Annotated in this window: 18 protein-coding genes; 14 read left to right on the forward strand and 4 right to left on the reverse strand. The window is 72.6% G+C overall.

Annotation, left to right across the window (positions count from 1 at the left end):
- Positions 1 to 4 precede the first annotated feature (4 nt).
- The 7 genes from AC1DZC_RS18540 to AC1DZC_RS18570 are packed head-to-tail and all read left to right on the forward strand — an operon-like array spanning position 5 to position 7,106.
- A complete protein-coding gene (locus AC1DZC_RS18540) occupies positions 5 to 985 on the forward strand; it encodes an ABC transporter permease (protein WP_477044285.1) in 981 nt (326 codons plus the stop codon).
- Between the two features lie 2 nt (positions 986 to 987).
- On the forward strand, positions 988 to 1,833 hold the full coding sequence (locus tag AC1DZC_RS18545) for an ABC transporter permease (protein ID WP_477044286.1): 846 nt from the start codon (positions 988 to 990) through the stop codon (positions 1,831 to 1,833).
- Positions 1,834 to 1,842: 9 nt separating this feature from the next.
- Positions 1,843 to 2,697, forward strand: a complete 855-nt coding sequence (locus tag AC1DZC_RS18550; protein WP_477044287.1) for an ABC transporter ATP-binding protein — start codon at positions 1,843 to 1,845, stop codon at positions 2,695 to 2,697.
- Entirely contained in the window at positions 2,687 to 3,505 is an 819-nt protein-coding gene (locus tag AC1DZC_RS18555) for an ABC transporter ATP-binding protein (RefSeq protein ID WP_477044288.1), read from the forward strand. Before AC1DZC_RS18550 ends, AC1DZC_RS18555 begins: the two co-directional genes overlap by 11 nt.
- Before the next feature lie 13 nt (positions 3,506 to 3,518).
- Positions 3,519 to 5,207 (forward strand): FAD-dependent oxidoreductase, encoded by a 1,689-nt coding sequence (locus AC1DZC_RS18560; RefSeq protein ID WP_477044289.1) that lies wholly within the window; start codon positions 3,519 to 3,521, stop codon positions 5,205 to 5,207.
- A gap of 31 nt (positions 5,208 to 5,238) precedes the next feature.
- Entirely contained in the window at positions 5,239 to 6,051 is an 813-nt protein-coding gene (locus AC1DZC_RS18565) for an alpha/beta hydrolase (protein ID WP_477044290.1), read from the forward strand.
- On the forward strand, positions 6,051 to 7,106 hold the full coding sequence (locus AC1DZC_RS18570; RefSeq protein ID WP_477044291.1) for an LLM class flavin-dependent oxidoreductase: 1,056 nt from the start codon (positions 6,051 to 6,053) through the stop codon (positions 7,104 to 7,106). Before AC1DZC_RS18565 ends, AC1DZC_RS18570 begins: the two co-directional genes overlap by 1 nt.
- A 68-nt stretch (positions 7,107 to 7,174) precedes the next feature.
- Here the strand turns inward: AC1DZC_RS18570 and AC1DZC_RS18575 are convergent, their stop codons facing one another.
- The 3 genes from AC1DZC_RS18575 to AC1DZC_RS18585 all read right to left on the reverse strand — a co-directional run bounded on the left by AC1DZC_RS18575 (position 7,175) and on the right by AC1DZC_RS18585 (position 9,072).
- The gene (locus tag AC1DZC_RS18575) at positions 7,175 to 8,029 is read right to left on the reverse strand and encodes a LysR family transcriptional regulator (RefSeq protein ID WP_477044292.1); all 855 of its coding nucleotides are present in this window, start codon (positions 8,027 to 8,029) and stop codon (positions 7,175 to 7,177) included.
- A gap of 90 nt (positions 8,030 to 8,119) precedes the next feature.
- Complete coding sequence (locus AC1DZC_RS18580) at positions 8,120 to 8,350, reverse strand: hypothetical protein (protein WP_477044293.1); 231 nt, start codon at positions 8,348 to 8,350, stop codon at positions 8,120 to 8,122.
- 2 nt (positions 8,351 to 8,352) lie between these two features.
- Positions 8,353 to 9,072 carry an IclR family transcriptional regulator gene (locus AC1DZC_RS18585; protein ID WP_028046824.1) on the reverse strand — a complete coding sequence of 240 codons (720 nt, stop codon included), beginning with the start codon at positions 9,070 to 9,072 and terminating at the stop codon, positions 8,353 to 8,355.
- 106 nt (positions 9,073 to 9,178) lie between these two features.
- Between AC1DZC_RS18585 and leuC the strand changes: the two genes are divergently transcribed.
- The 6 genes from leuC to AC1DZC_RS18615 all read left to right on the forward strand — a co-directional run bounded on the left by leuC (position 9,179) and on the right by AC1DZC_RS18615 (position 15,283).
- Complete coding sequence (gene leuC / locus AC1DZC_RS18590; protein WP_477044294.1) at positions 9,179 to 10,633, forward strand: 3-isopropylmalate dehydratase large subunit; 1,455 nt, start codon at positions 9,179 to 9,181, stop codon at positions 10,631 to 10,633.
- Between the two features lie 25 nt (positions 10,634 to 10,658).
- The gene (leuD, locus tag AC1DZC_RS18595) at positions 10,659 to 11,324 is read left to right on the forward strand and encodes a 3-isopropylmalate dehydratase small subunit (RefSeq protein WP_477041088.1); all 666 of its coding nucleotides are present in this window, start codon (positions 10,659 to 10,661) and stop codon (positions 11,322 to 11,324) included.
- Positions 11,325 to 11,421: 97 nt separating this feature from the next.
- Positions 11,422 to 12,069, forward strand: coding sequence for an HU family DNA-binding protein (locus AC1DZC_RS18600; protein WP_477044295.1), 648 nt, complete (start codon positions 11,422 to 11,424; stop codon positions 12,067 to 12,069).
- 96 nt (positions 12,070 to 12,165) lie between these two features.
- Positions 12,166 to 13,494 carry a UDP-N-acetylglucosamine 1-carboxyvinyltransferase gene (gene murA, locus AC1DZC_RS18605; protein ID WP_477041086.1) on the forward strand — a complete coding sequence of 443 codons (1,329 nt, stop codon included), beginning with the start codon at positions 12,166 to 12,168 and terminating at the stop codon, positions 13,492 to 13,494.
- Positions 13,495 to 13,514: 20 nt separating this feature from the next.
- Positions 13,515 to 14,279: a lysophospholipid acyltransferase family protein gene (locus tag AC1DZC_RS18610; protein WP_477044296.1), complete on the forward strand. Its 765-nt coding sequence runs from the start codon at positions 13,515 to 13,517 to the stop codon at positions 14,277 to 14,279.
- Positions 14,280 to 14,284: 5 nt separating this feature from the next.
- Positions 14,285 to 15,283 carry an NAD(P)H-dependent glycerol-3-phosphate dehydrogenase gene (locus AC1DZC_RS18615; protein ID WP_477044339.1) on the forward strand — a complete coding sequence of 333 codons (999 nt, stop codon included), beginning with the start codon at positions 14,285 to 14,287 and terminating at the stop codon, positions 15,281 to 15,283.
- A gap of 169 nt (positions 15,284 to 15,452) precedes the next feature.
- On the opposite strand, the gene AC1DZC_RS18620 is transcribed toward AC1DZC_RS18615, so the two are convergent.
- Positions 15,453 to 16,604 (reverse strand): trans-sulfuration enzyme family protein, encoded by a 1,152-nt coding sequence (locus AC1DZC_RS18620; RefSeq protein WP_477044297.1) that lies wholly within the window; start codon positions 16,602 to 16,604, stop codon positions 15,453 to 15,455.
- Positions 16,605 to 16,701: 97 nt separating this feature from the next.
- On the opposite strand from AC1DZC_RS18620, the gene AC1DZC_RS18625 reads away from it, so the two are divergent.
- Positions 16,702 to 17,835, forward strand: coding sequence for a D-alanine--D-alanine ligase family protein (locus AC1DZC_RS18625; RefSeq protein ID WP_477041083.1), 1,134 nt, complete (start codon positions 16,702 to 16,704; stop codon positions 17,833 to 17,835).
- Positions 17,836 to 17,952: the final 117 nt, after the last annotated feature.

Genomic DNA, 17,952 nt, shown 5'->3' on the forward strand with positions numbered 1-17,952 from the left:
CTCGATGAGCAGCACCACCACGGCACGGGCGCACGGCATCACGCGCGGTCTGGGACGCACCCTGGCTGTGTTCGTCCCTGTGTTCTTCCTCGGCACGTTCATCACGTTCGCCCTGCGCCAGCTCAGCGGGCTCAGCCCCGCGCACCTGCAGCTCGGCGAGTCGGCGACACCCGACAAGGTGGCGCAGCTGGAGGCGCAGTGGGGCCTCGACCAGCCGTTCCTCACGCAGTACTGGACCTGGCTGACGTCGGTGCTGCACGGTGACCTCGGCCTCAGCTGGGTGGACGGCACGTCCATCTCGTCGGCGCTCGTCGGCCGGGCGATCATCAGCCTGTCGATCGCCGGACTGGCGCTCGTCATCGGCGTGACGCTCGGGTTCGCGCTCGGCACGCTCGCCGCCCTGTGGCAGACCACCTGGGTGGACCGCGCGATCACCGGGTTCACCACGGTCATCTCGGTGATGCCCTCGTTCGTCGTCGGCATCGCGCTCGTCGCAGTGTTCGCGGTGACGCTCGGCTGGTTCCCGTCGGCGGGGTACGTGCCCGTCTCGCAGGGCGTGACCCCGTGGTTCGAGCACATCTGGCTGCCCGCCCTGGCCATCAGCTTCGACACGATCGCGGACGTCGCGCGGCAGCTGCGGGCCGGCCTCATCGGGGCGTACCGCGAGAACTACGTGGTCGGCGCGGTGGTGCGCGGCCTCGGAGCGCGGCGGATCTTCTTCGTCCACGTGCTGCGCAACGGCGTCGGCCCGGCCCTGACGGTCCTCGGCATGAAGTTCCCGAACCTGCTGGGCGGGGCCGTGGTGACCGAGGCGATCTTCGGCCTGGCCGGCTACGGCAAGTACGCCGCCGACTCCGCCCAGCGCGGCGACGTGCCCGCGGTCCAGGGCGTGCTGGTCATCTCGATCGTCGTGGTCGTCGTCTTCAACCTCCTGGTCAACACCGCGCTGGTGAAGATCACGCCCGCCTCGGCGAGAGGGGTCTGACCGTGTTCCGACGCATCCTGCGACTGCCCACCGGCCGGCTCGGGCTGGGGATCCTCGTCCTCGTCCTGTTCCTCGCGGTCCTCGGGCCCGCGCTCGCGCCCTACGACCCGCTCGAGGGTGGCGACGCCGTCCTGGCCGGACCGTCGACCGAGCACTGGATCGGCACCGACTACCTCGGCCGGGACGTGCTCAGCCGGATCCTGGCGGGGTCGACGGTGAGCGTCCTGGGTGCCGTGCAGGTCGCGCTCATCGCGCTCGTCGTCGGCGCCGTGCCCGGCATCCTGTCGGTCTACCTCGGGCGGACGTTCGAGTGGCTGTCCCTGCGGCTGGTCGACACCCTGATCGCCCTGCCGTTCCTGGTGTTCGCCGTCGCGGTCACCGCGCTGCTGGGCAACGGGATCCCGCAGGCCATGTTCACGGTCGGCCTCCTGGTGTCGCCGCTGTTCTACCGGGTCTCCCGGGCCGCGGCGCTGACGGTGTCCCGGTCGCAGTACGTCGAGGCGGCGCTGCTGGCCGGCGCGTCGGTCGGCTGGGTCGTGCGCACGCACGTGTGGGGCAAGGTCCTGCCGCCGCTGTCGATCGCGCTCGCGACGACCATGGGCGCCGGCTTCGTCGTCGTCTCCAGCCTCACGTTCCTCGGCATCGGCGTGCAGCCGCCCGCGCCGACGTGGGGCGGTGTGCTCGCCTCGGAGCTCCAGTACCTCAGCTACCAGCCCTGGGCGCCGCTCGTGCCGACGGTCCTGATCATGCTCACCGTCTGGGCCTTCAACCTGCTCGCCGACGCCATCCGGGACGTGACCGGCGAGGCCGGCCGCGCCCGTACCCGTCCCGCTCTCGCCACCGCCTAGGAGAGACCCATGTCCGACGACGACATCGTCCTGCAGCTGCGCGACGTTACGATCACCAACACCGCCGACGGCCGCGACCTCGTGCGCGGCGTGAACCTCACGCTGCGCCGCGGCGCGGTGCTCGGCATCGTGGGGGAGTCCGGCAGCGGCAAGACGCTCACGTGCCGCGCGGTCCTGGGCATCCTGCCGCCGCGGTTCGAGGTCTCCGGCGGCGAGATCGACCTTCTCGGCGAGGATGTGGCCGGGCTCTCGTCGAGGGACTGGCAGCGGCTGCGCGGCACCGAGATCACGGCGGTCTTCCAGGATCCTGCGTCCTACCTCAACCCGTCGATCCGGGTGGGCAAGCAGATCGCCGAGGTGGTGAGGGTCAAGAAGCGTGTGTCGCGCAAGGTGGCCAAGGCTGAGGCGCTCGACCTGCTCGCCGCGGTGCGGCTGCGCGACCCCGGGCGGGTGTACGACCAGTACCCGCACGAGCTGTCGGGCGGGATGCTGCAGCGCGTCCTGATCGCCACGGCCGTCGCGCTGGACCCGCAGATCCTCATCGCCGACGAGGCGACGACGGCCCTCGACGTCACGGTGCAGGCCGAGATCCTCGACCTGCTGACCGAGCTGACCGAGCGCACCGGGCTGTCGCTGGTCGTCGTCTCCCACGACCTGGCCGTCGTCGCGCAGCTGTGCGACGAGGTGCTCGTCATGCGCGACGGCGAGATCGTCGAGAGCGGCCGCACCGACGACATCCTCTTCGACCCGGAGCACGAGTACACGCGCCTGCTGATCGACGAGCACAACCGGTACGGCCTCGACCGGTTCCTGACGCCCGAGGCCGTCCTCGTCGAGGCGAAGGAGCTGACCGGTGTCGCCTGACCTCCCGCTGCTGCGGATCACCGACCTGGACGTCCACTACGGGCGCACCCACGCACTGCACGGCGCGTCCCTGGACGTCCACCGCGGCGAGACCGTCGGGATCATCGGCGAGACCGGCTCGGGCAAGTCGACGCTCGCTCGCGCTGCCGTCGGGCTGGTCGCCTCGTCGGGCGGCTCGGTGACGATCGGCGGCGAGGTGGTGTCCGCGTTCACGGGCCGCCAGTGGCGGGACTTCCGGCGCCGCGGCGTGGTCCAGCTCGTGTTCCAGGACCCCCTGCGCAGCCTCGACCCGGACCTGACGATCGGCTCCTCGCTGGCTGAGCCGCTGATCCTGCAGGGTCGGTCGTCGCGCACCGAGGTCGCGGACGTGATCCGGACGCACCTCGCGCGGGTCCGGCTCGACGAGGACGTGCTCGGGAGGCTGCCCGGGGAGCTGTCCGGCGGCCAGCGCCAGCGCATAGCCGTGGCTCGTGCGCTGGTCACCGAGCCGCAGCTCGTGATCCTCGACGAACCCGTCAGCGCGCTCGACTCGGCCAACCGCGTCCAGGTCCTGGAGATCCTCTCCGACCTGCGCGCGTCCGGCGTCGCGCTCGTCTTCATCTCCCACGACCTCGGCTCGGTCGCCGGCATCACCGACCGCGTCGCCGTGCTGTACCAGGGCGCCGTCGTCGAGGTCGACGCGACCGACGCGATCGTCAACCGACCCCAGCACCAGTACACGCGGCTGCTCGTCGGATCCGCACCCACCCTGGCCACCGGCTCGCTCGACCGGGCCCGCCGCGACGAGCTGCGCGCACTCGTCTCCTGAGAGGACATCGACCATGACCCACGACAGACTCCGGGCGACCGGCGGCCGCGAGGTCGACACCGTCCGGTTCCCCATCGGACGGCCGCCGAGCGAGGTCGACGTGCTCGTCGTCGGCGCGGGCCCGGTCGGCCTGTCCGCCGCCGTCGAGCTCACCGGCCTCGGCGTCGAGGTCGCGGTGGTCGACGCCGCCACCTCCGCCTCGCTGGCGCGCGCCGGCGCGATCGGGCACACGCCCCGGGTGGTCGAGCTCTTCCGGCGCTGGGGTCTGCTCCAGCAGATCCGCGACGAGTGGACGTTCCCGCCCGAGTGGAACCGCGCCACGCAGTTCCGCACGTCCCTCGCGGGGCACGTGCTGGTCGCGCCTCCGCGGCGCGGCTTCGCGCAGTCGAGCGTGACCCCGTTCTCCCTGGCGGACTCGATCCGCCGGCCGCAGTCGGCGCTGCAGAAGGTGTTCCTGGAGCGGCTCGAGGCGCACAGCGTGAGCGTCACGGGCGGCTGGCGGGTGCAGGACGTGCGGGACACCGGCGACGGGGTCGTGACGACGGTCGTCGGCAACGGGGAGCGGCGCGAGGTGCGCTCGCGGTACGTGATCGGTGCCGACGGCGGCAGCAGCACGGTCCGGCGGCTCGCCGGGATCGGGCGGTCGGGCGAGTACGCGACGGAGAAGCACTACCGGCTCGTCGTCCGCACCCAGCCCGGCGTCCTCGGGGACGCGCCCAGCGGTGTGAACATCGTGTTCAACCAGCACGCCTCGGGGTTCCTCGCCGCCATCAGCAGCACGGACTGGCGGGTCTACTCCGAGCCCTTCGCGCTCGACGCCGAGCCGAGCCAGGACCAGCTCCTCGCCACGGCTCGCGCCGCGTTCGGCCTGCCCGACCTGGAGCTCGAGCTGCTGTCCGCGACGTCGTTCTTCCGGGCCACCCGGATCGCGGACACGTTCCGGCAGGGGCGGATCCTGCTCGCCGGCGACGCCGCGCACGTCCGCACGCCGGGCGGCAACCTCGGCGAGGGCTTCGGCGACGTGGTCAACCTCGGCTGGAAGCTGGCCGCGGTGCTGCACGGGCACGGCGGCGACGCCCTGCTGGACTCGTACGACCGCGAGCGGCGGCCGCACAACTGGCGGGTCGCCGAGCACGCGCTGGCCCGCTCGCAGGCGGCCGCGTCGACGCTCGCGGAGATCCGCCGGCTGGGGGTGCCCGACGACGCGGACACCGGCGCCGAGGCGGTGGCCACCCGCGCCCTGATCGGCGGCCTCATCTCGGCGCAGTACTCACCGTCGCCCGGGGTCACGTTCGACGAGCGGTACGACGACTCACCGGTCGTCGCGTACGAGCCCGGGCAGGCCGCCGACGACCACCCGTGGGCCGCCGAGCGGTACGTCCTCGACCCGCGACCGGGCCACCGGGCCCCCGACGGGTACATCGACCCGTTCGGCGACACCCTCTACGACCGCATCGGGCACGACCTGACGCTCCTGGTGCTCGGCGGACACGGCGCGGCGTTCGAGCAGGCAGCCGCCGAGCGTGGTCTGGCCCTGTCGGTCGTGCACCTGGACGACGAGCACGTCCGGGAGCTCTACGGCGCCGATCTGGTCCTCGTCCGCCCCGACCACCACGTCGCCTGGCGCGGCGACCACGTCCCGCAGGGCGCCGACGCGGTGCTCGACGTCGTGCTCGGTCAACGCGCCCTCGCCCATCTCTGACAGTCCTCCCCACAGAAACGGTTCCCCCACCATGTCCACCAGCACTCTGACGGCAACCCGGGTCCGGGTCCTGCCTCCGTCGACCGTCCGGCCCCGCGGCACCCTGCTCGTCGTGCCCGGCCGCGGTGAGCACCTCGGCCACTACGGCCGGTTCGCGCAGCGGATCGCCGCCGACGGCTACGTCGTCGACGTCCTGGACGCGCTGCCCTCCGGCGCCGCCGCACTGAGCGACCTGCTCGCCGAGATCGATGTGGAGGAGTCGGCGATCGACGGCCCGCGGGTGCTGGTCGGCGTGGACTCCGGCGCGGCCGTCGTCGTCGACGCGGTCCGCCGGGGGCTCGTCAGCCCCGCCGCGGTGATCGTCGCGGGGGCGGTGGTGGGGGAGGCCGTGTCCGAGGCGGCCGACGACGCCTCCGAGATCGCGCTGCGGACGTCGTGCCCGGTGCACCGCGGGCTGCTCGGCGAGGACCCGCGGTACGCACGAGCGTTCGGCGAGGTCACCGACGCGGCACGGGCCTGGGGGGTCTCGGTCGCCTCGCGCGAGCCGTCCGGCACCGCGAACGGTCCCTGGTACGTCGGGATCCCGGTCCTCGCGCTGCACGGGACCGAGGACGAGGTCTCGCCGTTGCGTGAGGTCGTCCGCGCGCTCTCCTGGTGGCCGGACGCCGAGCTGCTGGTGGTCCGCGACGGGGTGCACGACGTGCTCAACGACGCGTCGCACCGGTCGGTGGCGGCCTCCGTGGTGCAGTTCCTGGAGCGCGTCCGCTCCGGCAACCCGCACCGCTCCATCGTGGTCCGGGTCCCGCTGGGGAACTCGGTCGAGTCCGACGGGACGGGCATCTGATGCGCTACGGCTACTGGACGCCGATCTACGGCGGGTTCCTGCGCAACGTGGGCGACGAGGGCATGCCCGCGACCTGGGAGTACGTCAAGAAGGTCTCGCGCACGGCGGACCGCCTGGGCTACGACCTGACCCTCGTGCCGGAGCTGTACCTGAACGACCGCAAGGGCGTCACGGCGCCGAGCCTGGAGGCCTGGGAGCTCGCCGCCGGCATCGCCGCGGTGACCGAGCACGTCGAGATCATGGTCGCGGTGCGGCCCGGGTTCCACCTCCCGGCCGTGCTCGCCAAGCGGGCGGCCACCCTCGACGAGATCAGCAACGGGCGGCTCGCGCTCAACGTGGTCTCGGCGTGGTGGGCGCAGGAGGCCCAGCAGTACGGCGGCATCTTCGGCGTGCACGACGAGCGGTACGCGCGCACGCAGGAGTGGGTGGACGTCGTCACCGGACTCTGGCGCGAGACGCCGTTCCGGTACGAGGGCAGCTACTACACGGTCGAGGACGCGATCCTCGAGCCCAAGCCCCGGCGCACGCCGCCGATCTGGGCGGGCGGTGAGAGCGAGGGCGGCAAGGCGTCCATCGCGACCTTCGCCGACGCGTACGTGATGCACGGCGGCACCGTCGACGAGGTCGGCGGCAAGATCGCCGAGATGGCCCGGCGGCGCGAGGCGATCGGCAAGGACCCGTTCGTCGAGACCGGGATGGCCGCCTACGTCATCGTGCGGGACACCGAGCGCGAGGCCCAGGCTGAGCTCGAGCGCATCACGACGGTGCCGGCCGAGGGGGCCGGGGCGTCGTACGCGTCGTACCAGGAGTTCGTGCAGCACTCGCAGCTGGAGCGGTCGGTGAGCCTGCAGGAGTACTCGGTGGGCACCCGCGGGCTGCGTCCGGGGCTCGTCGGGACCGCCGAGCAGGTCGCCGAGAAGCTGCTGGCCTACGAGGACGCGGGTCTGGGGCTCGTGCTGCTTCAGGCGTCGCCGCTCGACAGCGAGCTCGAGCGGATCGCCGAGCAGGTGTTCCCGCTTGTCGGCCGCACGGCGACGGTGCCGGCACTCGTCTGACACCGGACGTCCGCACTCGTGGGTCCCCTGGCGACCACGAGTGCGGACGTCGGCTTGCGGTGCACCGGTCAGGCGGCGACGAGGGCGCGGTCGTCCACGAGGCGACGGACCGCGGCCGCGGCCACACGACCGATCTCGGGGTCGGCGCCGCGGCGGACGCGCACCTCGAGCTCGAGGGCCTCGACCGGCGGGAGGTCGTCGCGGACCACGAGCCCGAGCGGCGGCTCGCCGATCAGTGGCAGGAGCGTGACCCCGAGGCCGGCCCGGACGGCGGCGTGCACCCCGGCCAGGTGCGGCGACTCGGCCGCGACGTGCGGGCTCAGGCCCTCCGACGAGAGCGTCTGGACGGCCCGCCGACGGATCGCGCACGGCTCGTCGAACGCGACGAACGACGTGGTCGACCCGCGTGTCCACTGCGGCGCGGAGACCCAGACGAGCGGGATCGTGCCGGCGGAGTGTCCGGCAGGGGTCGTGCTCCCGAGCAGCAGCGCGGCGTCGAGGCTCCCGCCGTCGACCGCCTGGTTCAGCGCGGTCGTCCGGTCGAGCCGGAAGCGCAGCGCCCCGCGGTGCAGGTCGCCGAGCGCCGCGCTCACGGCCGGCAGCAGGTCGTCGGCACCGTGCTCGGTCGAGCCGAACACGAGCTCGGCGACCGGCACGCGCACGCCGAGGCTGCGCAGCGCGGCGTCGTGCGCCGCCAGGACCCGGCGCGACTCGGCGACCAGCACCTCACCGGCGACGGTGAACCGGGAACCGCGTCCGTCCTTCTCGACGAGCGGGCGACCGACGGTCTTCTCCAGGCGCCGGATGTGCTGGCTCACCGCGCTCTGCGTGAGGTGCAGCGAGGCGGCCGCCCGGTGGAACCCACCACAGTCCGCCACAGCCACGAGGCTGCGGAGCGGGCCGATGTCCAGGGTGAGGTTCACGGCGGGGAGTGTGGGCCACCCGGTGGGACGTGGCCAGGGCTGAGCAGGAACGTCTCAACCTGCGGGACGGACCACGTTTCACCCGATGGCTCAGTGCTGGCCGCGCGGCCCGCCGGAGGTCGTCGGCAGGAGGCTGACGACGAGCGCGGCGACCGCGGCGCCGAACCCGCCGAGGACGAGGCCGACGATGATCGACCCGATGGGGAAACCGCCGCCGATGGCGCTGAGCACACCGCCGACGACGAACCCGCCGACGAACGACCACAGGGCGGCGCGCCGACGCTGCCGGCGTCGGGCCGCGGCAGCGCCGCGGACGGCCACGGTCAGTCCGCCGTGCGGCGCAGGACCTCGGTCAGCCGGTTGGCCGCCGAGACGACCGCGGCCGCGTGCAGGCGGCCGGGCTGGCGGGAGAGGCGCTCGAGCGGACCCGACACCGACACCGCGGCGACGATGCGGCCCGACGGCCCGCGCACCGGGGCGGAGACCGACGCCACGCCGACCTCGCGCTCCGACACCGACTGCGCCCAGCCGCGGCGGCGGACGCCGGACAGGATCGTGGCGGTGAACTTGGCGCCCTGCAGGCCGCGGTGCAGCCGGTCGGGCTCCTCCCACGCGAGCAGGATCTGCGCGGCGGACCCGGCGTGCATCGTCAGCGTCGCGCCCACCGGGATCGAGTCGCGCAGACCGATCGGCCGCTCGGCGGCGGCGACGCAGATGCGCTGGTCGCCCTGGCGGCGGTAGAGCTGCGCGCTCTCGCCGGTGTGGTCGCGCAGCGCGGCGAGCACCGGGCCGGCGGCGGCGAGCAGACGGTCCTCGCCGGCGGCCGTCGCGAGCTCCGAGAGGCGCGGTCCGAGCACGAACCGACCCTGCATGTCGCGGGCGACGAGGCGGTGGTGCTCGAGGGCCACGGCCAGCCTGTGGGCCGTCGGGCGAGCAAGATGGGTGGCGGTGACGAGCTGCGCCAAGGTGGCCGGACCGGCCTCCAGGGCGCTGAGAACGGATGCGGCCTTGTCCAGCACGCCGACTCCGCTAGAGTTGTCCATAGGTCGATATTGGCGTCTCGAAGGCTGAGATGCAAGTACGACGAACGGAGAGCCGGGAAATTCCACACTCCCGGACGAATGATCGACGAGAGAACGGACCGAGAAGATGGCCGGCACGTTGGCAGAGAAGGTCTGGGACGCGCACGTCGTGCGGCAGGGCACCGACGGTGCACCCGACCTGCTCTACATCGACCTCCACCTGGTGCACGAGGTCACGAGCCCACAGGCGTTCGAGGGGCTCCGGCTCGCCGGACGCCCGGTGCGTCGGCCCGACCTCACGCTGGCGACGGAGGACCACAACACCCCGACGCTGGACATCGACCGCCCGATCGCGGACGAGACGAGCCGCACGCAGATCCAGACGCTGCGCAACAACGCGGCCGAGTTCGGCGTGCGCATCCACTCGCTCGGTGACGCGGACCAGGGCATCGTCCACCAGGTCGGCCCGCAGCTCGGGCTCACGCAGCCCGGCCTCACGGTCGTCTGCGGCGACTCGCACACCTCGACGCACGGCGCGTTCGGCGCGCTCGCGTTCGGCATCGGCACCAGTGAGGTCGAGCACGTGCTCGCCACGCAGACGCTGCCGCTCGCCCCGTTCAAGACGATGGCGATCACGGTCGACGGCGCGCTGCCGGCGGGCGCGACGAGCAAGGACATCATCCTGGCGATCATCGCCAAGATCGGCACCGGCGGCGGTCAGGGCTACGTGCTCGAGTACCGCGGCGAGGCCATCCGCGCCCTGTCGATGGAAGCCCGCATGACGGTCTGCAACATGTCGATCGAGGCCGGCGCCCGCGCGGGCATGATCGCGCCCGACGAGACGACGTTCGAGTACCTCAAGGGCCGTCCGCACGCACCCGAGGGTGCCGACTGGGACGCCGCCGTCGAGTACTGGTCGACCCTGAAGAGCGACGACGACGCCGAGTTCGACGTCGAGGTCGTGCTGGCGGCGGCGGACCTCGAGCCGTTCGTCACGTGGGGCACGAACCCCGGCCAGGGCCTGCCGCTGTCCGGCTCGGTCCCGGTCCCGGAGGAGATCGCCGACGCCGACGAGCGCGGCGCCGCCGAGCGGGCCATCGAGTACATGGGCCTGACGCCCGGCCAGCCGCTGCGCGAGATCAAGGTCGACACGGTCTTCATCGGCTCGTGCACCAACGGCCGCATCGAGGACCTGCGCTCCGTCGCCAAGGTCGTGCAGGGCAAGCACAAGGCCGACGAGGTCCGCGTCCTGGTGGTCCCGGCGTCCGCGCGCGTACGCCTGCAGGCCGAGGCCGAGGGGCTCGACAAGATCTTCCTCGACTTCGGTGCCGAGTGGCGCAACGCCGGCTGCTCCATGTGCCTGGGCATGAACCCCGACCAGCTGGCACCGGGGGAGCGGTCGGCGTCCACGTCGAACCGCAACTTCGAGGGCCGGCAGGGCAAGGGTGGCCGGACGCACCTCGTCTCGCCGCTCGTCGCCGCCGCCACCGCCATCCGCGGGACGCTGTCGTCGTACAGCGACCTCGACACGGGCGTCCCGACGCCGGACGGCAGCCCCCTCACCGACCTCCAGACGGTCTGAACCACAGGAAAGCGAGACATTCGTCATGGAGAAGTTCAGCCAGCACACCGGCGTCGGCGTCCCGCTGCGCCGCAGCAACGTGGACACGGACCAGATCATCCCGGCCGTCTACCTCAAGCGCGTGACGCGCACCGGGTTCGAGGACGCGCTCTTCGCCGCCTGGCGCGGTGACCCGGCGTTCATCCTCAACCAGGACGCGTACAAGGCCGGCTCGGTCCTCGTCGCGGGCCCCGACTTCGGCACCGGCTCGTCGCGCGAGCACGCCGTCTGGGCGCTCAAGGACTACGGCTTCAAGGTCGTCATCTCGAACCGCTTCGCGGACATCTTCCGCGGCAACTCCGGCAAGCAGGGCCTGCTCGCCGCGCAGGCGTCGCAGGAGGACATCGAGCTCATCTGGAAGATCCTCGAGACCCGTCCGGGCACCGAGGTCACGGTGGACCTCGAGGCGAAGACGATCGTCTGCGACGACGTGGTCGTGCCGTTCCAGGTGGACGACTACACGCGCTGGCGCCTCATGGAGGGCCTCGACGACATCGGCCTGACCCTCGAGCACGCCGACGAGATCTCGGCGTTCGAGGCGACGCGCGAGTCGTGGCGTCCGGCCACCCTGCCGGCCAAGCACCTGCCGCCCGTCGAGATCGTCGCCGCGCGGCCCGTGGGCGTGCCGGTCGAGCTCGGCCGCAGGCCCTGACGTCCGTCTGCGGCGGGTCCCACTGCGGATCCGCCGCAGATGACTAGCGTGAGGTCCGAGCCCGACGCGCGTGCGTCGGCCGACGGAGGGAACGACCATGCCCGGCAAGTCTGAGCTCGCCGACCGCATCGCAGCGCGCGGCTGGAGCAAGGCGGCGGCATCGAGCGCCGTGGACGCGGTCCTCGACGAGATCACGGCCGCGCTGGTCGCCGGTGAGCGCGTGACGCTGACCGGGTTCGGCACGTTCGAGTCCGCCGCTCGCGCGGCCCGGACCGCCCGCAACCCGCAGACCGGCGCGTCGATCGACGTCGCCGCGACGACGGTGGCCCGGTTCCACCCGGGTGCGACGCTGCGGTCCCGCGTGGCGTCCGGGACGGCCGAGCCGCTCGCCGCGCTCTCGGGCGCTCCGGTCGGGGCCCTGGCTCCTGCGGAGGTCGCGACGACCCCGGCCCCGCTGGCTCCGGCGCCGACGAAGGCGAAGGCAGCTGCCCCTGCGAAGCCGAAGGCAGCTGCTCCGGCGAAGGCGGCGGCCCCGGTGAAGTCGTCGTCGAAGGCGAAGGCCCCGGCGAAGGCGCCCACGAAGGCGAAGGCTGCTGCGCCGGCCAAGGCGAAGGCGGACGCGAAGGTCGCGGCCAAGGGCAAGAAGCCGGCGACGAAGCCGGCGACCAAGAAGGCCGCGAAGAAGCCTGCCGTCGTCGGCAAGAAGAAGTCCGGCAAGTCCAAGGACACCAAGAAGAAGAAGTAGGCCTTCGCCAGACGCCGTGTGAATGTCCTGCACGGCTACGGCGTGCCTGACCCCGAGTGGTCAGGTGCAGGAGGACCTGTGGGAGACGATGGTCGGATGAGCGATCTGCTGTACGTCGACGGGGGCAACCCGCTGTCGGGAGACATCACGGTCCGCGGGGCCAAGAACTTCGTCTCGAAGGCGATGGTGGCCGCCCTGCTGGGCGAGACCCCGAGCGTGCTGCGCAACGTGCCGCAGATCCGCGACGTCGCGGTCGTCACGGGGCTGCTGGAGCTGCACGGCGTGAAGGTCGACGCCGACGCCGAGGCGGGCACGCTGCACCTGGACCCGACGGACGTGGAGTCGGCGCACGTCGCGGACATCGACACGCACGCGGGCTCGAGCCGCATCCCGATCCTGTTCTGCGGTCCGCTGCTGCACCGGCTGGGCGAGGCGTTCATCCCGGACCTGGGCGGCTGCCGGATCGGCGACCGGCCGATCAACTACCACCTCGACATCCTGCGGCAGTTCGGCGCGGTCGTGGAGAAGACCGACAACGGCATCCACATCCGTGCGCCGCACCGCCTGCAGGGCACCAAGATCGCGCTGCCGTACCCGAGCGTGGGCGCCACCGAGCAGCTGCTGCTCACGGCGGTGCGCGCCGAGGGCATCACCGAGCTGGCGAACGCGGCGATCGAGCCCGAGATCATGGACCTCATCAACGTCCTGCAGAAGATGGGCGCGATCATCTCGGTCGACACCGACCGGGTCATCCGCATCGAGGGCGTCGACCGGCTGGTCGGCTTCCAGCACACCGCCCTGTCCGACCGGATCGAGGCCGCTTCCTGGGCCGCGGCAGCGCTGGCGACCGGTGGCGACGTGTACGTCCGCGGGGCCACGCAGCCCGAGATGACCACGTTCCTCAACACGTTCCGCAAGGTCGGCGGGGAGTTCGCCGTCGACGACGCGGGGATCCGGTTCTTCCACCCCGGCGGCGACCTGCGCTCGATCCAGCTGGAGACCGACGTCCACCCGGGCTTCATGACGGACTGGCAGCAGCCGCTCGTCGTCGCGCTCACCCAGGCCAAGGGCCTGTCGATCGTGCACGAGACGGTCTACGAGAACCGGTTCGGGTTCGTCGACGCGCTGGTCGGGATGGGCGCGACGATCCAGGTCTACAAGGAGTGCCTCGGCGGCCGACCGTGCCGGTTCGGGCAGCGCAACTTCTTCCACTCGGCCGTGATCTCGGGCCCGACGCCGCTGGCCGCCGCCGACATCGAGGTGCCGGACCTGCGCGGCGGGTTCAGCCACCTCATCGCGGCGCTGACGGCCAAGGGCACGTCGTCGGTACGCGGCATCAGCCTGATCGACCGCGGGTACGAGCGGTTCACCGAGAAGCTCGAGGCGCTGGGCGCGGAGTTCAGCCGCGAGCTGACGCACGCCTGAGCCCGGTAGCATCGGCTCCCGTGCAGCCCCCCGCCAGGTCCAACCGCGCCTACCGCACCGTCGCGCACATCGTCCGTCCGTTGCTCCGGGCGATGACCCGCAAGGACTGGTCCGGCGAGGAGAACCTGCCGATCGACCGCGGTTTCATCGCCGCGTCGAACCACATGACGAACATCGACCCGCTGACGTTCGCGTACTTCCTGTGGGACAGCGGGTTCGCGCCGAAGATCCTGGCCAAGGCGTCACTGTTCAAGGTGCCGGTCATGCGCAACGTGCTGCACGCGACCGGGCAGATCCCCGTCTACCGCAACACCGTCTCGGCCGCCGAGTCGCTGACCGCCGCGATCGACGCGATCAACGACGGCGACTGCGTGGCCGTGTTCCCCGAGGGCACGCTCACGCGTGACCCTGACCTGTGGCCGATGGTCGGCAAGACCGGCGTCGCGCGGCTCGCCCTCAGCACGCGGGCGCCCGTCGTGCCCGTCGCCCAGTGGGGGCCGCAGCTGCTGCTGCGCCGCTACGAGAAGCTTCTCCGGCCGTTCCCGCGCAAGACGATCACCATCGTCGCCGGGCCGCCCGTGGACCTCAGCGACCTGTACGAGAACCCGCAGGACACCGCGACGCTGCGCGAGGCCACCGAGCGCGTGATGGCCGCGATCACGGCGCTGCTGGTCGAGATCCGTGGCGAGCAGCCGCCCGAGGTCCGCTACGACATGCGCAAGCCGCTCGCCCCCGGTGAGAAGCGCGTCGGCGGCGACCACGCGACGAAGCCCGAGCTCCCGTGACGGCTCTGCGCGCCGCGGTGCTCGGCGCCGGCTCCTGGGGCACCACCTTCGCCGCCGTGCTGGCCGACGCCGGGTGCTCCGTCTCGGTCTGGGGTCGCGACGAGGCGGTGTGCCGGCAGATCTCCGACGAGCACCGCAACGAGGCGTACCTGCCGGGGATCACGCTGCCCGCCGGGGTCACGGCGTCGACGGACCCCGCGGTCGTGCTGGCCGGCGCGGACCTCGTCGCGATCGCCGTCCCGTCGCAGTCCGCCCGCGAGCTCCTCACGCCGCTCGCGTCGCTGGTCGGCCCGGACACCGTCGCCGTCTCGCTCATGAAGGGCGTCGAGCTCTCGACCGACCGACGGATGAGCGAGGTGGTCGCCGAGTCGTTCGGCATCCCGGCCTCCCGCGTCGCCGTCGTCTCCGGCCCGAACCTTGCGCTCGAGATCGCGCAGCGGCAGCCCACCGCGACGGTCGTCGCGTCGACCAGCGAGGCGACCGCCCAGCTCGTCGCCAACGCCTGCGCCTCCGCCTACTTCCGCCCGTACACCAACGACGACGTGGTCGGCGTCGAGCTCTGCGGGGCCGTCAAGAACGTCATCGCGCTCGCCGTCGGCATCTCGCAGGGTCGCGGCCTCGGCTACAACACCATGGCAACCGTGATCACCCGCGGGCTGGTCGAGATCACGCGCCTGGGCCTCGCCCTCGGCGCTGACGCCGAGACGTTCCCCGGCCTCGCCGGCCTCGGCGACCTGATGGCCACCTGCGCCTCGCCCGACTCGCGCAACCACGCGCTCGGCGGGCACATCGGCCGCGGCATGACCCTCGACGAGGCCATCGCCGCCACGGGAGGTACCGCCGAGGGCGTGAAGTCGTCGCGGTCCGTCCTGGAGCTGGCCACGTCGCTGGGCGTCGAGATGCCGATCACGTCCGCCGTCGTCCGCGTCCTGCACGAGGGGCTGCCCATCGAGCAGCTCGCGGCGCTCCTGCTCGCGCGGCCGCACAAGGCCGAGGGCGTCTAGCCCGTCGCGCTCCGGTCCGCTTCGGATCCCCGGACGTGCCGATCTCGCGGCTCTTGGGACGCGTGGGACTGGTGAGGTACCTCACGCGTCACACCGGTCCCACCTGTCCCCAGCGCGGCTAGGTAGACACGCCCAGCCCCCGCACCGGGTGCGAACGCCCGCCCGCCGTCTAGGCGTCCGCGGCCGACCGCAGGGCGCGGTCGAGGTCCGTCCAGAGGTCCTCGACGTCCTCGATGCCGACCGACATCCGCAGCAGGTCCTCGGGGACGGTGACCGACTCGGTGGCGAAGCGGCGGCGGCGTTCCAGGCTCGACTCGACGCCGCCCAGGCTCGTGGCGGGCACCCAGAGCTCGAGCGCCGCGACGACGGCGTCGGCGCACGCGGCGCCGCCGTGCGGGCGCAGGCCGATGATCGAGCCGTAGCCGTCCATGAGGCGGGTGGCCCGCTCGTGTCCGGGGTCGTCGGGCAGGCTCGGGTGACGAACCTCGGCGACGGCGGGGTGGTCGGCGAGGCGGCGGGCGATCTCGGCGGCGTTGGACTGCGCGCGCTCCACGCGCAGGGCGAGGGTGCGCAGCCCGCGCAGGGCGAGCCAGACCTCGAACGGCCCGGCGATGGAGCCGTGCATCGTGCGGTAGGCGTGCAGACGGGCGTGCAGGGCGTCGTCGTCGGCGAGCGCCGCCCCCAGCACCACGTCGCTGTGGCCGGCTAGGTACTTGGTGACCGAGTGGATGACGACGTCGGCGCCGTGCTCGAACGGGCGCTGGACCAGCGGCGTGGCGAACGTGTTGTCGACGCCGACGAGCGCCCCGGCCGCGTGGGCCGCCTCGACGAGCGCCGGCAGGTCGGCGACCTCGAGCATGGGGTTCGTCGGCGACTCGATCCACAGCATGGAGGTGCCTGGCAGTGCCGCGACGACCGCGTCGGTGTCGTCGATGTCCACGAGCACCACGTCGACGCCGTGCCGCTGCGCGAGGTCCTCGGCGTAGCCGATCGTCACCTGGTAGGCGTGCCGGGGCAGCACGAGGCGTCCCCCGTCGGGGACCAGCGAGAACGCGGCCGCGACCGACGCCATGCCGGAGCCGAACACGAGCGCGGTGTGCGCCGATCCCTCCAGCCGACCGAGGGCCTCCTCGAACGGGTGCCACGCGTCGGTGTCCATGCGGCCGTAGAGCAGCTCACCGGGGCCTGGGACGCCCTGCGACACGTTCGTCGACGAGAGCACGACGGGCGGGTTCAGCGACGCGCCCTGGCTCCGCGCCGGGCGGCCGGCGCTCACGACGAGGGTCGCGGGGGACAGGTCGTCAGGCGGCGAGGAGGTCACGGTCGCAGATTACCGGGAGGCGTCCCGCGAGACCGCTCCGGCGGGCGACCGTCACAGCGGCACCCGGGGTCACGACCGCCGGGTAAGGTTCGGGCCGATGGACATCCCCACAGACCTCCCGAACCGTCGACCGCGGGTGATGGTGCTGTTCGGCGGCCGCTCCGGCGAGCACGCGATCAGCTGTGCGACCGCAGGCGGCGTGCTGCGCGCGATCGACCGTGACCGCTACGACGTCCTCGCCGTCGGCATCACGCCGTCGGGCCGCTGGGTGCTCGCGGAGGACGACCCCGACCGCTGGGCGATCACCGACGGACGCCTGCCGCAGGTCGAGGACACGGCCGCGCACGTGCTGCTGCCTCAGGCCGTCGACGACCGTGAGGTCCAGGTGCTGGAGTCCGGGCAGCTGCCCAGGGTCCTCGGCGAGGTCGACGTCGTCTTCCCGCTGCTGCACGGGCCGTTCGGTGAGGACGGCACGCTGCAGGGCATGCTCGAGCTGGCCGACGTGCGGTACGTCGGTGCCGGGGTGCTGGCCTCGGCCGTCGGCATGGACAAGCACATGATGAAGCTCGTCCTGGCCGGCCAGGGCCTGCCCGTCGGACCGTTCGAGGTGGTCCTGCCGGGCGCGCTCGACCGCGACCCCGTCGGTGTCGCCGACCGGGTCGCCGCCCTCGGGCTGCCGCTGTTCGTGAAGCCCGCCCGTGCGGGCTCCAGCCTCGGCATCACGCGCGTCACGGACCTGGCCGACCTGTCGGCCGCGATCCGGGCGGCGCAGCTCCACGACCCGAAGGTCATCGTCGAGGCGGCGATCGTCGGCCGCGAGATCGAGTGCGGTGTGCTCGGCGGCCGCGCCGGCGAGCGTGCTCGCGCGTCGCTTCCGGGCGAGATCCTGGTGACCGCCGACCGGCACGCGTTCTACGACTACGAGGCCAAGTACTTCGACGAGGCCGGCGTCACGCTGGCCTGCCCCGCCGACCTCACGGACGAGGAGACGGCCGAGGTCCGCGACGTCGCCGTGCGCACGTTCGAGGCGGTCGGCTGCGAGGGCCTGGCGCGCGTCGACGTCTTCGTGACCCCGTCCGGTGAGGTCGTCGTCAACGAGATCAACACGATGCCCGGCTTCACGCCGTTCTCGATGTACCCGCGGATGTGGCAGGCGTCCGGCGTGACGTACCCGGAGCTCGTCGACGAGCTGATCCGGCTCGCGCTGGAGCGCCCGACCGGCCTGCGCTGACGCCCGGTTCAGAGCCGCACGGGGGCATACCCCCGGGCCGGTCCTCGGGCTCGCCCACGAGTTTGCGTTCCCCGGGCAACAGTTCCGGAAAAGTTCAGGTGGGTGCCGTACTGTCTG

It is taken from the genome of Cellulomonas sp. P2_B4 (assembly GCF_056404795.1).